We start from the raw sequence: 13,871 nt of genomic DNA, 5'->3' as shown, positions 1-13,871 counted from the left end.
ACATCACGCGCGCTGACGGCCAGGAATAAGCCCGAAAAGGCGGACACCTGGACCGCGAAAGTGCTCGCCGAGAAACCCTTCAGGCTCGCTACTGTAGCCATGGCCAACAAGTCCGCCCGGATCATCTGGGCAATACTGACAAAACGAGAAGAATACCGGCAGCCAATCGCCTGATGCTGCCAAGAGATGCAAGACGCTTGATGTGATGATGCGAAATGAAGTCAACCAAAAGTAAGGACACTCCGTCGAACGGCATGGCCCTCGAGGTCGTTAAGCCGATTGGAACCTTACTTGCGGAACTCATCAAGGCCAGTGGCAACCGCCACACTAACAGGCCGGACAGACCATGTGGGAGAAGGCGACTGAAGCCGCCGAGCTTCACAACGATCCGGGAGCCTTCACCGCTTTCATCGGCTTCGAATGGACCTCGCAGCCCAATGGTTCGAACATGCACCGGAACATCATCTACCGAGACGGCAAGGACCTCGCCGACCAGAAAGTACCAATCAGTTCCTATGACACGGACGACCCCGAAATGCTTTGGGACTGGATGGCCGATTACGAGGAAACGACCGGAGGTCGGATGTTCGCGATCCCGCATGGCGGCAACCTCTCCAACGGCCTGATGTTCGACGACATCACCCTGTCCGGCGAGCCCCTGACGGCAGACTATGCGGAGCGCCGCATGCAGTATGAACCGCTTTACGAGATCACGCAGATGAAGGGCGATGGCGAAGCTCATCCGATGCTCTCGCCCGACGACGAATTCGCGGACTACGGCACCTGGGACAAGGGAAGTTTCGGCCCCGAACCGAAGACGCCTGACATGCTGCCGAAGGAATATGCCCGTTCCGCCCTGAAGCGTGGTCTCGCGTACGAAGCCGACCTCGGTGCCAACCCGTTCAAGTTCGGCGTGGTCGGCTCGACGGACGCCCATACGGGTCTGTCGACAGCGGCCGAGAACAATTTCTTCGGCAAGGTCGCGCTCGTCGAACCAACAGGCAATCCGATCCGCTACGAGGAAACGATCACCGGCCGCGCGACACCTGATCCGGCCGACGACCTGACCCACGCTGATGCGATCGCCTCGGGGATCGCCGCGGTCTGGGCTCGGGAGAACACGCGCGAGGCGCTTTGGGACGCGATGGAGCGGAAGGAAGTCTACGCCACGACGGGCACCCGCCTACTGGTCCGTGTCTTCGCTGGTTGGGAATTCGAGGAAGCGGACATGACCCGCTCCGACTTCGCCGCGCATGGCTACGAGGCTGGCGTTCCGATGGGCGCTGATCTGAATGACGGGCCAGAAGGCGCCGCGCCGAAACTCCTGATCCGTGCGCTGCGCGACCCCGATGGTGCCAACCTCGACCGCATCCAGGTGGTCAAGGGCTGGACGTCGGCTGAAGGACCACAGGAGCGGGTTTACGACGTGGCATGGTCGGACGACCGCCAGTCCGACGCCGACGGCAAGCTGCCCCCGGTTGGCGATACGGTGGACCCGAAGACGGCCACTTACACGAACGCAATTGGGGAGCCCTATCTCGAAGCCTTCTGGGAGGACCTGGAGTTCGACCCCACGCAGCGCGCCTTCTATTACGTGCGCGTGCTCGAGATCCCGACCCCACGATGGACGACCTATGACAGCGTCTTCTTCGGAATCGATCTGCCCGAGACCGTGGATGCGAGCCAACAGGAGCGCGCCTATACCTCGCCGATCTGGTACACACCGGGCTGATAGGTCACTTCGTCCCGCTCAATCGAGAAAAACTGCTCGATTGCCGTAACCTGGGCGGCGTTTCCCTCGTGGCGTCGCCCTACCTTACCGCCGCCGCCATTCCGAAACGTCAATTTCGCCTGCGGAATACTGCCGACGGAGCCGTTTCTGTTGACCGCAACTGTCATTCACGAAGGTCTGCTTCTCAAGCCGACGAGCGGGCCATTTGCAACTGCAGCGAATTCACTCTTCCCGCCGTTTCTTTATCGAGAGGGCCCACGCTGTGCGTGGCATTATCGTCCGAGATATATTGCTCTGGCTACTTACTTCGTCGCGCGAGGGCAGCGGCTCAGCACGGGTTACTGACGTCGAACTTACGCAGAAATTGCATCGCGACGCACGCGATCGGTGGTTAGACTTCCGTGAGGACCGCACCGCGTGTCACAACTGTCTGCACTGCTTCTGGAAGTGGTGCCCGGGGGCGGAATCGAACCACCGACACGAGGATTTTCAATCCACTGCTCTACCCCTGAGCTACCCGGGCACGGGAACGCCTTGGCGTTGGGTTCGAGCCTTCTAGACGGAGGGTTGAAGTAAGTCCAGAGGGTCCCGACAAAAAATCAGTGATATTTCGGCTTTGTTTCGGACAGTTCCACAGCGGCTGTTTCGGCGGGTTCCTCGGTCGGGATTGCGTAGCTGCCTTTCAGCCAGCGGCCGAGGTCGATATCGGCACAGCGCTTGGAGCAGAAGGGGCGATACTGTTCCTGGCCTTGTTTGCCGCAGATCGGACAACTCATTGCAAAGCCTTCAGAATAGCGGCATCAAGCGGCAGGCGTTCGCGCTTGCGCTGTGCTTCGAAATTGCCCAGTGGTGTCCAGCCGGCAAGCGCCGTCTCGATCGGGTCGTTGCGAAAGGCAGTGCGCAGGACCTGTTCCATCTGGCGGCGGTCCTTCTTGGACAGCGGGGCGAAGTCGATGGTGATCTGCCCACCCAGGCCACGCAGGCGCAGGAAGCGGGGCAGGGCGCGGGCGGCCTCGATATTCGCCTTCAATGCAGCCGCCGGGGAGAAGTCCGTCCCCGAGTTCACGTCGACGGCAATCAGCGCGCGTGTTGGTTCGATCAGGATCGAGCCACCGCCGGGCAGCGGTACCTGAGGCCCGATGGATGCCGCGAGCGCATCGAGAATGCCCCGGCTTTCGAAGCAGCCCGGACTGGTTTCGATCTCGTCCGGATTTCCCCACTCCCGCCAGGCGACGGCATGCGCATCGGCTCCGTCCAGAAGAAGCTCGGGATCCCCTTGGGTATTGGCAAGGATCTCCTCTGCCAAGGCGCGCATTTCGGCGATATCTTCAGCGATCTCCTCGTCCTCGGCGGATTCGGTTTCGGACCGCAGGATCAAGCCGTACGCGCTGCCCTCCATCACGTCCTCGGCCAGGAACTTGAGCGCTGCGCGGCGTTCGTCGTCCTTGATCTGGCGGGAAATATTGTGGCCCGGTGCGTCCGGCGTGACGATGGCGTATTTCGACTTGAAGAGCAGCTTCTGCGTCATCGGCCCCGCCTTGCCAGGCTCGGCAAAGCCGGTGGTCTGCACCAGCACGGCCTGGCCGGTGGCAAGCCCCTTGGCATGGCGCAGGAATCCCGTTTCGCCATCGGGGAGGCGCACGAAGACGCCGCCCTGTCCCTTAATGGGGCGGTCGACCACGGCGCGGAAAATCGTGCCGATCGGGTTCGGGCCACCCTCGGGCGGATCGACGAGAAAATCTTCCAGCTTGCCGTCAACCATCCGTGCCGCGGCGGGCCGTCCGGCGATGTGGTCGAGGAAAACGCTCGTTCCCTTCATGCGCAGCTCCGATAAAGCGGGTAGCCAGCCGCCATCAGCAGGCCGGCGGTTTCGGAAAGTGGCAGGCCGACGATCGCGGTATAGGAACCGCTGATCCACGGAATGAAGGCACCCGCGGGGCCTTGAATGGAGTAGCCGCCCGCCTTGCCCCGCCAGTCATCGGAAGCGAGATAGGCGTTCACTTCCAGGTCGCTCAGCATTTTCATCTTGACCGCGCTCACGCTGTCGCGTTCCCAGAGCTTGTCTCCGAGGCGCACCGCAACAGCGGTGATCACCCGGTGGCGACGCCCGGACAGCGCATGCAGGAATTCGGCCGCCTCGCCCGCGTCGCGTGGCTTGCCGAGAATGCGTCGGCCGAGCGCAACGGTCGTGTCGGCTGCGAGCACGATCTCATCGGCCTCGGCAGGCACCGCCAACGCTTTCTCGCATGCCATGCGCTGGCAATATGGGCGCGCCAGTTCGCCCTTGAGCGGATCTTCGTCGATGTCGGGGGGGCGGGTGTCGTCGGCGACAACGCCGATCTGGGCCAGCAGCTCGCGACGACGCGGGCTGCCAGAGCCGAGCACAAGGCGCATGGTTTGCGCCTTACTTGAAGCGGTAATTGATACGACCCTTGGTGAGGTCGTAGGGGGTCATTTCAACCTGGACCCGGTCGCCAGCCAGAACACGGATGCGGTTCTTGCGCATCTTGCCTGCCGTGTGAGCGATGATTTCATGGCCGTTTTCCAGCTCGACCCTGAATGTCGCATTCGGCAGGAGTTCCTTCACGACACCGGGGAATTCGAGCAGTTCTTCCTTGGCCATGGTCACTCCAATAGTGGTTTCGTTCATACCTCTTTCGAGGTGCGGGATAAATGCGCCCTAAAGGCAGGCAAATCAAGGGCGATTATGGTAAAAACGGGTGTTCTACGGCCTTCCAGCCACAGGCTTCGGTCCCTGCGCGGTGCCGGAGAGGGGCCGCGGTGGCCAAGAGGCGGGGCTCGGTCGGTGCTTGGGATGAAAGATCGGTCAGAACCTGGCCGGGCGATTCGGTTTCGCTGACGCGGGCCGCGGCAGGTTGGAAACCGCGCCTGCCGATTACAGGTCCTTAACCCAGAATTGCAGTTGCTTGGCGGTCTGCTCCGCATCGTCGACATCCGTCCAGCGAAACTCGGCGAGGATGCCGGGAAGGGGGGCGTAGCCGCGCTTGCGCCAGAACGGATCCAGCGGGCTGTAACCGGGTGGGCGCAAAGGGTGGTCCGGCGCGCGGATGACGGCGCAAAAGGTGGAGCGGCTCCGGCCGAGCGCACGGGCATGGGCCTCGCGCGCGTCGAAAAAGGCGTGCCCTGCGCCGTGCCCACGATAATCGGCCAGGAGTACGCTTTCGGCGCAGTAGAATACCTCGCCCGGAGCGAAGCCGGCGCGGGCGATCGGCTCGGCAAACTCCTCCGCATGCGCCTCAAGCGGTGTGCCCGTCGCCGCGCCCACCAGTTTCGTACCATCGAAGGCTCCGACGAGGATCGCGTCCGGCGTATCCTGATAGGTGGCGAGATAGGCACGCTCAAAGTCGAGCGAGCCGTCGTAGAGATAGGGAAAATCCCGAAACACGGTGATCCGCAGCCTTGCGAGGTCATCCAGCGCCGCGCCAAGCGCTTCACCGGTGAGTGGACGGATTTCAGGCGTCTTCATTCGGCCGATGAGATCGGCGGGCCAAAACGGTTCACCAGCCGATCGATGATCTGGTCGCGCGACTGCCGGTAACGGTCGAGCTTCTGCACCCGCGTCTCGCCGAGGCCGGTCGGGTCCATGATCGGCCAGTATTCGACGTCCAGATGGTAGTAACGGGTCAGTTCCAGCGCCTTGCGCTGGCTGGCGGGCGAGAGCGAGACGATCAGGTCGAAGCCGCCGAGGTCATCGCCCCAATCCTGCATCTCGTCGAAGGAGCGCGCGCGGTGGCGGCCCAACTCCACGCCTATCTCGTCGCAGACCGCGATGCAGAAGCCGTCGATTTCCAGATCGTTCTTCACGCCAGCCGACTGGATATAAAAGGAATGACCGTAATAGAGCTTGGCAATTCCTTCTGCCATCGGGGAACGCACCGCGTTGTGATCGCAGGTGAAAAGAACCGATGCCGGAAGATTGCCCATGTCTCAGCCCCCGAAATGCAGCACGCAAATGAGGGTGAAGAGGCGCCGCGCGGTGTCGATATCGATATCCGCCTTGCCTTCGAGTCGCTCCTGCAGCACGCGGGCGCCTTCGTTGTGGATGCCGCGCCGGGCCATGTCGATCGCCTCGATCTGGCTGGGGGGCATTGTCTTCACGGCCGAGAAATAGCTCTCGCAGATCTGGAAGTAGTCCTTCACCACCTGCCGGAAAGGGCCGAGCGAGAGATGGAATTCGCCCACTTCTTTCTTTGTCTCCGTCGTGATCTCAAAGACCAGTCGGCGGTTGCGGATCGCCAGCGTCAGTCGATAGGGGCCATCGGGGACCGGCTCGTCGTCATGCCGCGCGGGCAGGGCGAAGCTATTATCCTCCAGAAGGTCGAAAATAGCCACCTTGCGCTCCTGCTCGATCTCGGGCGTCGGCGGGGCGAGGTTTCTGTCGTCGATCTCGATCTGGCAGATGCGATTGGAGTTCATCAACCTTCCTCGTTGAGCCGGTCGAGCCGGGCGCGCACGGACAGTCCATGCGCTTCGAGGCTCTCGGAGATGGCAAGGGTCTCGGCGGCGGGGCCGATGGCGGCAAGAGCGCCGGGGCTCATCCGTGCAAGCGTCGTGCGTTTCATGAAGTCGAGCACGGAGAGGCCGGAAGAGAAGCGTGCCGAACGCGCCGTGGGCAGCACGTGGTTCGGACCGCCGACGTAGTCGCCGATGGCCTCGGGGGTCCATGCTCCGAGGAATATCGCGCCGGCATGTTTGATCTGGGACGAGAGCGCCTCGGGATCGGCGACGCACAGTTCGAGATGTTCCGGCGCCACCCGGTCCGACAGCGCGGTGGCCTCGTCGAGATCCTTCACGGTGATGACAGCGCCGTAGTCGCGCCAGGATGGCCCGGCGATGGCGCGTCGCTCCAGCGTCTCCAGACGTTTCTCGACGGCCTCGGCCACCGCCCGGCCAAAACCTTCGTCCGGAGTGATCAGGATCGACTGCGCGCTCTCGTCATGCTCGGCCTGGCTCAGAAGGTCTACCGCGATCCAGTCCGGATCGTTCTGGGCATCGGCGATGACGAGAATTTCCGACGGGCCCGCGATCATGTCGATGCCGACCTTGCCAAAGACGCGCCGCTTGGCGGCGGCGACAAAGGCATTGCCCGGTCCGGTGATCTTGTCCACCGGGGCGACGGTCTCGGTGCCGTAGGCGAGCGCCGCGACGGCCTGCGCGCCGCCGATGCGATAGACAGTGTCGACGCCCGCGATCCGGGCGGCGAGCAGCACCAGCGGGTTCACGATGCCGTCCGGCGTGGGCACGGCAATGACCAGCCGCTCGACGCCGGCGACCTTGGCCGGGATCGCGTTCATAAGCACGGAGGAAGGGTAGGAGGCCAGCCCGCCCGGCACGTAGAGCCCCGCGGCCGAAACCGGCGTCCAGCGCCAGCCGAGCGTGGCGCCCGTTGCGTCTTGCCAGCTGGCATCCTCGGGCAGCTGCTTTTCGTGATAGGCGCGGATACGCGCGGCGGCGAGTTCCAGCGCCTCGCGCTCGGCGGGCGGCACCTGCGCGCAATACTCCTCGATCTCTTCGGCTGAGAAGGCCAGCGTCGCCGGCGTCAGGGGGAGGCGGTCGAAGCGCTCGGTCAACTCGATCACTGCCGCATCGCCACGCTTGCGGACATCTGCAATGATCGCGGCCACGGTCTCGTCCACATCCGGCGCGTCTTCGCGCTTGGTGGTCAAGAATTCGGCGAAGCGAGCTTCGAAATCCGGATCGGCGCTGTTGAGAAACTGGGGCATGGGGTCTCCTTGTCGGAGCCTCTGATACCGTTCCGACCAAACTGTCTCAAGCGTGGGATGCGCGGCGCTCAGTCGCCGTGGTCGGGCACATGCCCCGAAGGTGCAATATATGGCCGGGAGACATCGCGCAGCGAAACATTGAGGCATTCCACGTCGAGCGCGATTGCCCCGTCACCGGCTAGCGTCAGCTCCAGCCGCCCGGTGCCGTCAGGGCCCGCGAAGAATTCGAGCGCGAGCAGCGACAGGATGGTCTCGGCGTCGGTCCGGTCGATGCCCTGGCTGGACACCTTGAGCACATCATCGACGATCAGCAGGCTTTGCACCCGCTCGTAGGGGCGCCCGCGCTTTTCCGCGGCCTCTCGGTCTTCCCAGCGAAAACGGTTCAGCAAAAGGGCGAAGCGCCGGCTCTTGCTGTCCCAACGCATCTCGGTGATCGGAAAGATCGCATCCTGCGCCATGGCCGAAAGAACTTTGAGGTCCTCCGCATCCACCGCCGAAACATTGACCGGGCGTTCCGCACCCTCCTGGAATGTCGCGTCCGTCATCACTCGCTCACCCGCTCGATCCGCGCCCCGACAGCGCCCAGTTTTTCCTCGACCCGCTCGTAGCCACGGTCAAGGTGATAGACACGATTGACCACGGTTTCGCCCTCGGCGGCAAGGGCCGCGAGGATCAGCGAGACAGAAGCGCGCAGATCCGTCGCCATCACAGGCGCGCCGCGCAGCTTCTCGACCCCGGTCACGGTGGCAATGCCGCCCTGCACGTCGATATGCGCGCCCATCCGAATCAATTCCGGCGCGTGCATGAAGCGGTTCTCGAAAATGCGCTCTTCCAGAACACTCACCCCGTTCGCCGTGCACATCACGGCCATCATCTGCGCCTGCAGGTCGGTCGGGAACCCCGGAAAGACCTCGGTGACGACATTCACCGCGTCCACCCGTCCATTGCGGCGCTTCGCAATAAGGCCAGTCCCGGTTTCACTCAGCTCGATCCCGCAGGCGTCGAGCTTCTCGCAGAAGGCGCCGAGCAGGTCCATGCGGCCACCGACCAACTCGACCTCGCCGCCGGCAATCGCGGGGGCCAGCATGTAGGTGCCGGTTTCAATCCGGTCGGCCACGACGGGGTGGGTCGCTCCATGCAGGCGGTCGACACCCTCGATGGTGATCGTCGCCGTGCCTTCGCCCTCGATCTGGGCACCCATCTTGCGCAGGCATTCGACGAGATCGACGATCTCCGGTTCCCGCGCCGCGTTGCGCAGGATCGTCGTGCCCTTGGCCAGCGTCGCGGCCATCACGGTATTTTCGGTCGCGCCAACGGACGCAAAACGCAGCGTGATATCGGCGCCCTTCAGCCCGCCCTTGGCTTCGGCATGCAGATAGCCGTCGCGCAGGTCGATCTGGGCGCCCATCGCTTCAAGGGCGGAGATATGCAGGTCCATCGGCCGGGCGCCGATGGCGCAGCCGCCGGGCAGCGAGACGACCGCGTGGCCATGCCGCGCCAGCAGGGGCCCGAGCACAAGGTTAGAGGCGCGCATCTTGCGAACGATGTCATAGTCGGCAACGTGATTGTCCGCCGCGTGGCTCGACATGGCGAGAACCTTGCCGCCCTGCATGGTCGAGATCTCCGCGCCGAGCGACTCCAGCAGCACCGACATGGTGCGAATATCCGAAAGCCGCGGCGCGTTGGTCAGCGTCAGTGGCTCCTCGCTCAGAAGCGTGGCGGGCATCAGGGCAAGGCAGGCATTCTTGGCCCCCGAAATCTCGATACGCCCGGCCAGCGGGCCGCCTCCCTTGACGACAATCCTATCCATCCTGCTCTGCCCCTTTGTCCGGCTGTCCGCCGGCCTCTTCTATGTTGCTTTCACTGTCCGCTCCCGTGGACCGTGCGCGGGCCTGCGCCTTGCGGCGTTGAAGGTTGGCCTTCAATGCCTGCTTCAGCCGCGCATCCCTGTCGCTTGCCCCGGAAGCCTTGCCTTTTTCATTCATGCGCCGCGATTACGCGACCGGGAAGGTCAGGTCCAGCCTGCGTCGACGGCTTCCCGGGGATTTCCCGAGCATGGTGCAAAAATCCGCTTGCACTCCCCTGCTCAGAATGTATATCCCGCCCTCACCCCGGCGCTGCCGTAGCTCAGGGGTAGAGCACTCCCTTGGTAAGGGAGAGGTCGAGAGTTCAAATCTCTCCGGCAGCACCATAAAATCAAATGGTTGCGAGACAATTTGGCTTTTGGGTAATCTCCTGTATCCCACCAGTATCCCACCGGCGCAGGTGTTCCTGCGAGACAAACGGATCAGTGATGACGGAATGCCCCCCCATCCCCCGGCCTGAGCCTCCCCCGGCCTAGGCAAGTGCTCGACCGGAGACAACCCGAGCTTTTCTCAAATCTCCGACCCGGAAAATTTTTTGCCGGAGATTTCCCGACCTAACGCCGCACGCTCCGCTCCTGTATGACCCGAAAGCATCTCTTATCGTCACGATATCGCGTGAACGTTGGCACCCATGCTGGCGGTCTCCGCCCGTGTCGCATCCGCCCGTGACGCCCTCCCGGCTTCGGGCAGACCAATTTCCGGAACCGAGAGATCAAGACAATGTCCGAGACAATTGAACCGTGGCAACAGCCACCGATGTTCGACCTTCTGGATGAACGAAGTTGGGCCGAAGTCCCCTACACTGAAGAGGTAGAGAAGATCCGCGCGGAGATTTTCGGCCAGATGATAGCCTATGACCATCCAATGTGGGTCTCTGGCTCTTGGAACGACATTCACAATGCCATGCGCATCGCCTCCCCCGACAACATGACCGAGGAAGAGCAAGAGGGGCTGTTGGCGCATGCCCACGCCGTCTAGTCTGCCATGGAGTACAGGGGCGATTGCCAGCTTCAGCTTTTGTTTCCCGACATGCCGGTCTCCTACGGCGTACCGCCAAGACCGCATGAGCCTCTGATGCTTAGGACGGTGGCGCGAGGCCTCTCCAATTTCGGGTTTCTGTGCTTCGGATCTATTGCGTTGGTTCTAGGCGGAGTGGTCCTGCCCTACCTGCTTGTCCAACTTCTGCTCGGCCTCGGTAGGATGCTGGGCCGAACCGCTGCCAACTTCATGCCAATGCCGTGACGTTTTCTCTTGCATCCAAAATGAGCTTCGCTGGATCAACTGTTTCGGGCGTTCGATCATTAGTTACACTTGGCGAGTTTCCCAACAACACTGGCGAAGACACCAAAGTTGCAATGCCCGTGGCAGCCTATGTCCTGATCGCGACCTGATTTGAGACCCACCCGGTGGCACTGTGTCGATCATTTTCAATGGACCGGGTCAAATCGCGTGGGACGCTGCGGGCACTTTGCAGAGCAACGGTGCCAGACCAATCAGGATCCCGAAGCTCCTCCGGTTGAATGAGAGCATTGAAATTGCCGACAGACTGCATGTCATCCGGCGAGCCCCGATTTGATCCTACAATGGGCCGCATTGTCACTCGCCGACGTGTTCGTTGGGGTCAATTGGCCCCGGCAGTCGGGAACAGGCTCCAATTCGACCGTCCGGCTTTCGCAGTGCCGTTGCTTTATCCGTCCCGCGCGAAGAGTGCTCGCAGCGGATTGCCTGCGGGCAGATCGAGTTCTCGCATATCAATGGGCCGCATCTCATCCGGCTCTGTATCGGCCTAAGGTTTCGAGATTTCAGATTGAGTTCAATTGGCGTTCAAACCATGCGACCGGCTGCCGAGCTTGGTCTTCCACGCAGCTTCGCGATGGATGATGTCCGAGGCTGACATGTCTGGCGAGGCAACCTCAAGGATAGAGACCGCATAGTTCACCCGGGGCCGCTCCATCAAAAGTCGGTTTCCGCCATGGCCATTCGCCGCGTAGGAACTCCACCTCCCCATGAAGCCGCCACTGCTGTCAATCCCGGAGCAAAATGGGTCAGCAAACCAGTGGAATAGTCCCCAACGGGTGCGGTCTGGCAGGCGCCTTGTCGCGTGTGCCTCCAAATAGCTGACGCGCGTCAAGGCGCACTGGCCGCAGGCCAGTTTGTGGGGAGACTTGGCGGGATCAGTTCCTGGCTTTTCGGCTTTCGCGAAGCCTGAAGCTCTCTCCGTTCATTTCTAAGATATGCACGTGGTGGGTCAGACGGTCGAGTATGGCGCCCGTGAGACGCTCAGATCCGAAGACTTCTGTCCACTCATCGAAGGGCAGGTTCGAGGTGATGATGATCGAGCCGCGCTCGTAGCGCTGTGAAATGACCTCGAACAGCAGTTCGGCGCCGGTTTTTGAGAGCGGCACGAAGCCGAGTTCGTCGATGATCAGCAGGTCCTGGCTTGCGAGGGTCTTCTGCAGGCGCTGGAGACGGCGTTCGTCTGTGGCCTCGATAAGTTCGTGGACCAGGGCGGAGGCGGTGTTGAAGCGGACCTTCAGGCCCTTCTGGCAGGCTGCCAGGCCAAGGCCCAGGCTGACATGTGTCTTGCCGGTGCCGCTCGGCCCGAGGGCGATGACGTTCTCGCGGCGATCGACCCACTCACAGCGGGCGAGTTCCATCGTCAATGGCTTGTTGAGCGACGGGATCGCCTTGAAGTCGAAACTGTCGAGGCTCTTGGTGCTTGGGAACTTCGCGGCCTTGATGCGGCGCTCGATCATCCGGCGCTCACGCTCGATCAGTTCGAGTTCGCAGAGCCTGAGCAGATACTGGACATGATCCTTGCCCTCGGTCGCGCATTGCCGGGCCAGCTTGGCATACTCGCCCTGGAACGTCGGCAGCTTGAGCTTCTTGAGATGATGCTGGAGCAGGACCTGCGGCGTGTCGCTCATGATGGCGCCCCGGAGATCAGGCTCATGTAGCTGGCCGGCTTCGTGGTCTGAACCCGGGCCCGGGGCAGGTAGGGATAGATGTCCAGATCGAGCCGCGGCGGCCGGCGTTCGATGCGACACAGCACCAGGTGCTTGATGGCGTCATAGCCGATCGCCCCGAGATCGAGGGCCTGCCGCACGGCGCCGTGGACATGGTCCATCTCGAAGGTCTCGAGGAGCCGCAGCACCTGCACGTACTCGCGCTTGCCCTTCTTGCCCATCCGCGCCTCGAGTAGCCGGCGCAGGGTGGCGAACTCACCGGGCAGATCCCAGCCCTGCAGCGGTGCTGCCTGATCAAGAGCGCCGACCTTCTGCTCGAGCAGCGGCAGGAAGTGCATCGGATCGAAGATCATGTCGGCCTTCTCGTAGGACCGCCGATGCCGCGCGATCACTTCCGTGCCGCAACCGATGACGACCTCGCCTACATAGCCGCGAACCTGGACCTCGTGATGAGCATAGGCAACCGGCACCGAGTAGTCGTTGCAGTGGTAGCGTACCATCGAGATCGAGGTGGCCCGGGTACTGACCTTGTGGCAGGCGTCGTAGGGCGCGGCCGGTCGCGGCAGCAGCGCATCGAGATCCCGCAGGAGACGCTCTCCGATCGTTTCGCCGTGCCCCCTGAGCACTTCATCCTGGCGTTCGAGGCACTGTTCCTCCAGCCAGACGTTCAGCGCCTCGAAGCTCTCGAAATGTGGGATCGGCACCAGGAAGTTCCGACGGCCGAAACCGATCCCTCCTTCGACGTGTCCCTTGTCGTTTCCCTTGCCAGGCCGGCCGAATCGGTCCTCGAACAGGTAATGCGACTGCAGTTCCGAGAAGACCTGGGTGCGCTTGCGGGTTCCGTCACCGAGGATCTTCGCCACCGCGATGGTGGTATTGTCGTAAAGGATCGACGCCGGCACGCCACCGAAGAACGCGAAGGCTGCGACATGCCCATCGCAGAACGCCTCGGTCGTCTCGGCCGGGTAGGTCTTGATGAACAGCGCATCCGAGTGCGGCAGGGCCATCGCGAAGTAATGCAGCTTGCGCCGGACGCCGCCGATCACGCCGACTGCCTCGCCGAAATCGACCTGCGCATGCCCCGGTGGGTGCGCGAGCGGCACGAAAACCTCCCGGGTCCGCCGCTTCTTTTCCCGGACATAGTCGGTGACGATGGTGATGCCGCCGGTGAACCCGTGCTCGTCGCGCAGCCGTTCGAAGATCCGCTTCGCTGTGTGCCGCTGCTTCTTCAGATGGCTTTTGTCGTCTTCCAAGATCTGGTCGATGATCGGAAGAAAGGGATCGAGCTTGGGCCGCACCGGCGGCTTCGAGCGCCGGTAGCCAGGCGGAACGGAGTGCTTCAGGATCTTCGCCACCGTCTTACGATCGATCCCAAAAAAACGCGCCGCTTCGCTCTTGCTTATCCCATCGACATGGCACGCCCGGCGCACCCGTCCGTAAAGGTCCACTGCATACATCTCCCCGCCTTCAGCTCGTTGCCTCTGGCGAAAGATGCGGAATTTTACTCCGCGACAGTCAGATCATCCGACCGTTTCCGTTGACCAGTTTGTCTCCGGGATTCACA

The 13,871-nt window shown here is 62.5% G+C and carries 16 protein-coding genes and 2 tRNA genes; 4 read left to right on the top strand and 14 right to left on the bottom strand.

Annotated features, from left to right (window positions below):
• Positions 1-346 precede the first annotated feature (346 nt).
• Positions 347-1,732, top strand: a complete 1,386-nt coding sequence (locus BLR85_RS25575) for a DUF3604 domain-containing protein (RefSeq protein ID WP_093164147.1) — start codon at positions 347-349, stop codon at positions 1,730-1,732.
• On the opposite strand, the gene BLR85_RS25570 is transcribed toward BLR85_RS25575, so the two are convergent.
• From BLR85_RS25570 to murA, 12 genes are all read right to left on the bottom strand, one after another.
• Positions 1,699-1,899: a hypothetical protein gene (locus BLR85_RS25570; protein WP_093164144.1), complete on the bottom strand. Its 201-nt coding sequence runs from the start codon at positions 1,897-1,899 to the stop codon at positions 1,699-1,701. The two genes, BLR85_RS25575 and BLR85_RS25570, sit on opposite strands and share 34 nt — an antisense overlap.
• Before the next feature lie 281 nt (positions 1,900-2,180).
• Positions 2,181-2,255: transfer RNA gene (locus BLR85_RS25565), tRNA-Phe, on the bottom strand.
• A 76-nt stretch (positions 2,256-2,331) separates the two neighbouring features.
• The gene (locus tag BLR85_RS25560; RefSeq protein WP_093164140.1) at positions 2,332-2,508 is read right to left on the bottom strand and encodes a DNA gyrase inhibitor YacG; all 177 of its coding nucleotides are present in this window, start codon (positions 2,506-2,508) and stop codon (positions 2,332-2,334) included.
• Positions 2,505-3,551: a ribonuclease E/G gene (locus BLR85_RS25555; protein ID WP_093164136.1), complete on the bottom strand. Its 1,047-nt coding sequence runs from the start codon at positions 3,549-3,551 to the stop codon at positions 2,505-2,507. Before BLR85_RS25555 ends, BLR85_RS25560 begins: the two co-directional genes overlap by 4 nt.
• A complete protein-coding gene (locus tag BLR85_RS25550) occupies positions 3,548-4,126 on the bottom strand; it encodes a Maf family protein (protein ID WP_093164133.1) in 579 nt (192 codons plus the stop codon). The genes BLR85_RS25555 and BLR85_RS25550 overlap by 4 nt, the downstream gene beginning before the upstream one ends.
• Before the next feature lie 10 nt (positions 4,127-4,136).
• On the bottom strand, positions 4,137-4,355 hold the full coding sequence (gene infA, locus BLR85_RS25545; protein WP_021097168.1) for a translation initiation factor IF-1: 219 nt from the start codon (positions 4,353-4,355) through the stop codon (positions 4,137-4,139).
• A 273-nt stretch (positions 4,356-4,628) separates the two neighbouring features.
• Positions 4,629-5,219, bottom strand: a complete 591-nt coding sequence (locus tag BLR85_RS25540; protein ID WP_093164130.1) for a GNAT family N-acetyltransferase — start codon at positions 5,217-5,219, stop codon at positions 4,629-4,631.
• The gene (locus tag BLR85_RS25535; RefSeq protein WP_093164127.1) at positions 5,216-5,677 is read right to left on the bottom strand and encodes an arsenate-mycothiol transferase ArsC; all 462 of its coding nucleotides are present in this window, start codon (positions 5,675-5,677) and stop codon (positions 5,216-5,218) included. Before BLR85_RS25535 ends, BLR85_RS25540 begins: the two co-directional genes overlap by 4 nt.
• A gap of 3 nt (positions 5,678-5,680) precedes the next feature.
• Positions 5,681-6,169 (bottom strand): UPF0262 family protein, encoded by a 489-nt coding sequence (locus BLR85_RS25530; protein ID WP_093164124.1) that lies wholly within the window; start codon positions 6,167-6,169, stop codon positions 5,681-5,683.
• Positions 6,169-7,476: a histidinol dehydrogenase gene (hisD, locus tag BLR85_RS25525; RefSeq protein WP_093164121.1), complete on the bottom strand. Its 1,308-nt coding sequence runs from the start codon at positions 7,474-7,476 to the stop codon at positions 6,169-6,171. The genes BLR85_RS25530 and hisD overlap by 1 nt, the downstream gene beginning before the upstream one ends.
• A gap of 68 nt (positions 7,477-7,544) precedes the next feature.
• Positions 7,545-8,021: a DUF2948 family protein gene (locus tag BLR85_RS25520; protein ID WP_093164118.1), complete on the bottom strand. Its 477-nt coding sequence runs from the start codon at positions 8,019-8,021 to the stop codon at positions 7,545-7,547.
• A complete protein-coding gene (gene murA / locus BLR85_RS25515; RefSeq protein ID WP_093164115.1) occupies positions 8,021-9,286 on the bottom strand; it encodes a UDP-N-acetylglucosamine 1-carboxyvinyltransferase in 1,266 nt (421 codons plus the stop codon). The genes BLR85_RS25520 and murA overlap by 1 nt, the downstream gene beginning before the upstream one ends.
• Before the next feature lie 306 nt (positions 9,287-9,592).
• Between murA and BLR85_RS25505 the strand changes: the two genes are divergently transcribed.
• The 3 genes from BLR85_RS25505 to BLR85_RS30640 all read left to right on the top strand — a co-directional run bounded on the left by BLR85_RS25505 (position 9,593) and on the right by BLR85_RS30640 (position 10,917).
• Positions 9,593-9,667: transfer RNA gene (locus BLR85_RS25505), tRNA-Thr, on the top strand.
• Positions 9,668-10,061: 394 nt separating this feature from the next.
• Positions 10,062-10,319, top strand: coding sequence for a hypothetical protein (locus tag BLR85_RS25500; RefSeq protein ID WP_093164109.1), 258 nt, complete (start codon positions 10,062-10,064; stop codon positions 10,317-10,319).
• Between the two features lie 436 nt (positions 10,320-10,755).
• Positions 10,756-10,917, top strand: coding sequence for a DUF6998 domain-containing protein (locus tag BLR85_RS30640; protein WP_425284510.1), 162 nt, complete (start codon positions 10,756-10,758; stop codon positions 10,915-10,917).
• A 598-nt stretch (positions 10,918-11,515) separates the two neighbouring features.
• On the opposite strand, the gene istB is transcribed toward BLR85_RS30640, so the two are convergent.
• Entirely contained in the window at positions 11,516-12,268 is a 753-nt protein-coding gene (istB, locus tag BLR85_RS25490; RefSeq protein WP_093163294.1) for an IS21-like element helper ATPase IstB, read from the bottom strand.
• The gene (gene istA, locus BLR85_RS25485; RefSeq protein WP_093163292.1) at positions 12,265-13,764 is read right to left on the bottom strand and encodes an IS21 family transposase; all 1,500 of its coding nucleotides are present in this window, start codon (positions 13,762-13,764) and stop codon (positions 12,265-12,267) included. Before istA ends, istB begins: the two co-directional genes overlap by 4 nt.
• Between the last annotated feature and the right edge of the window lie 107 nt (positions 13,765-13,871).

This window comes from Aliiruegeria lutimaris, assembly GCF_900099935.1.
In the GTDB taxonomy this organism is placed as follows: Bacteria; Pseudomonadota; Alphaproteobacteria; order Rhodobacterales; family Rhodobacteraceae; genus Tropicimonas; species Tropicimonas lutimaris.
This window is presented reverse-complemented; position numbering and strand designations above follow the sequence as displayed.

Coding starts and splice junctions, on each gene's coding strand:
- BLR85_RS25575 (WP_093164147.1), top strand. CDS start 347: ATGTGGGAGAAGGCGACTGAAGCCGCCGAGCTTCACAACGATCCGGGA.
- BLR85_RS25570 (WP_093164144.1), bottom strand. CDS start 1,899: ATGACAGTTGCGGTCAACAGAAACGGCTCCGTCGGCAGTATTCCGCAG.
- BLR85_RS25500 (WP_093164109.1), top strand. CDS start 10,062: ATGTCCGAGACAATTGAACCGTGGCAACAGCCACCGATGTTCGACCTT.
- istA (WP_093163292.1), bottom strand. CDS start 13,764: ATGTATGCAGTGGACCTTTACGGACGGGTGCGCCGGGCGTGCCATGTC.
- BLR85_RS25560 (WP_093164140.1), bottom strand. CDS start 2,508: ATGAGTTGTCCGATCTGCGGCAAACAAGGCCAGGAACAGTATCGCCCC.
- infA (WP_021097168.1), bottom strand. CDS start 4,355: ATGGCCAAGGAAGAACTGCTCGAATTCCCCGGTGTCGTGAAGGAACTC.
- BLR85_RS25550 (WP_093164133.1), bottom strand. CDS start 4,126: ATGCGCCTTGTGCTCGGCTCTGGCAGCCCGCGTCGTCGCGAGCTGCTG.
- hisD (WP_093164121.1), bottom strand. CDS start 7,476: ATGCCCCAGTTTCTCAACAGCGCCGATCCGGATTTCGAAGCTCGCTTC.
- BLR85_RS25520 (WP_093164118.1), bottom strand. CDS start 8,021: ATGACGGACGCGACATTCCAGGAGGGTGCGGAACGCCCGGTCAATGTT.
- istB (WP_093163294.1), bottom strand. CDS start 12,268: ATGAGCGACACGCCGCAGGTCCTGCTCCAGCATCATCTCAAGAAGCTC.
- murA (WP_093164115.1), bottom strand. CDS start 9,286: ATGGATAGGATTGTCGTCAAGGGAGGCGGCCCGCTGGCCGGGCGTATC.
- BLR85_RS25555 (WP_093164136.1), bottom strand. CDS start 3,551: ATGAAGGGAACGAGCGTTTTCCTCGACCACATCGCCGGACGGCCCGCC.
- BLR85_RS25540 (WP_093164130.1), bottom strand. CDS start 5,219: ATGAAGACGCCTGAAATCCGTCCACTCACCGGTGAAGCGCTTGGCGCG.
- BLR85_RS25535 (WP_093164127.1), bottom strand. CDS start 5,677: ATGGGCAATCTTCCGGCATCGGTTCTTTTCACCTGCGATCACAACGCG.
- BLR85_RS25530 (WP_093164124.1), bottom strand. CDS start 6,169: ATGAACTCCAATCGCATCTGCCAGATCGAGATCGACGACAGAAACCTC.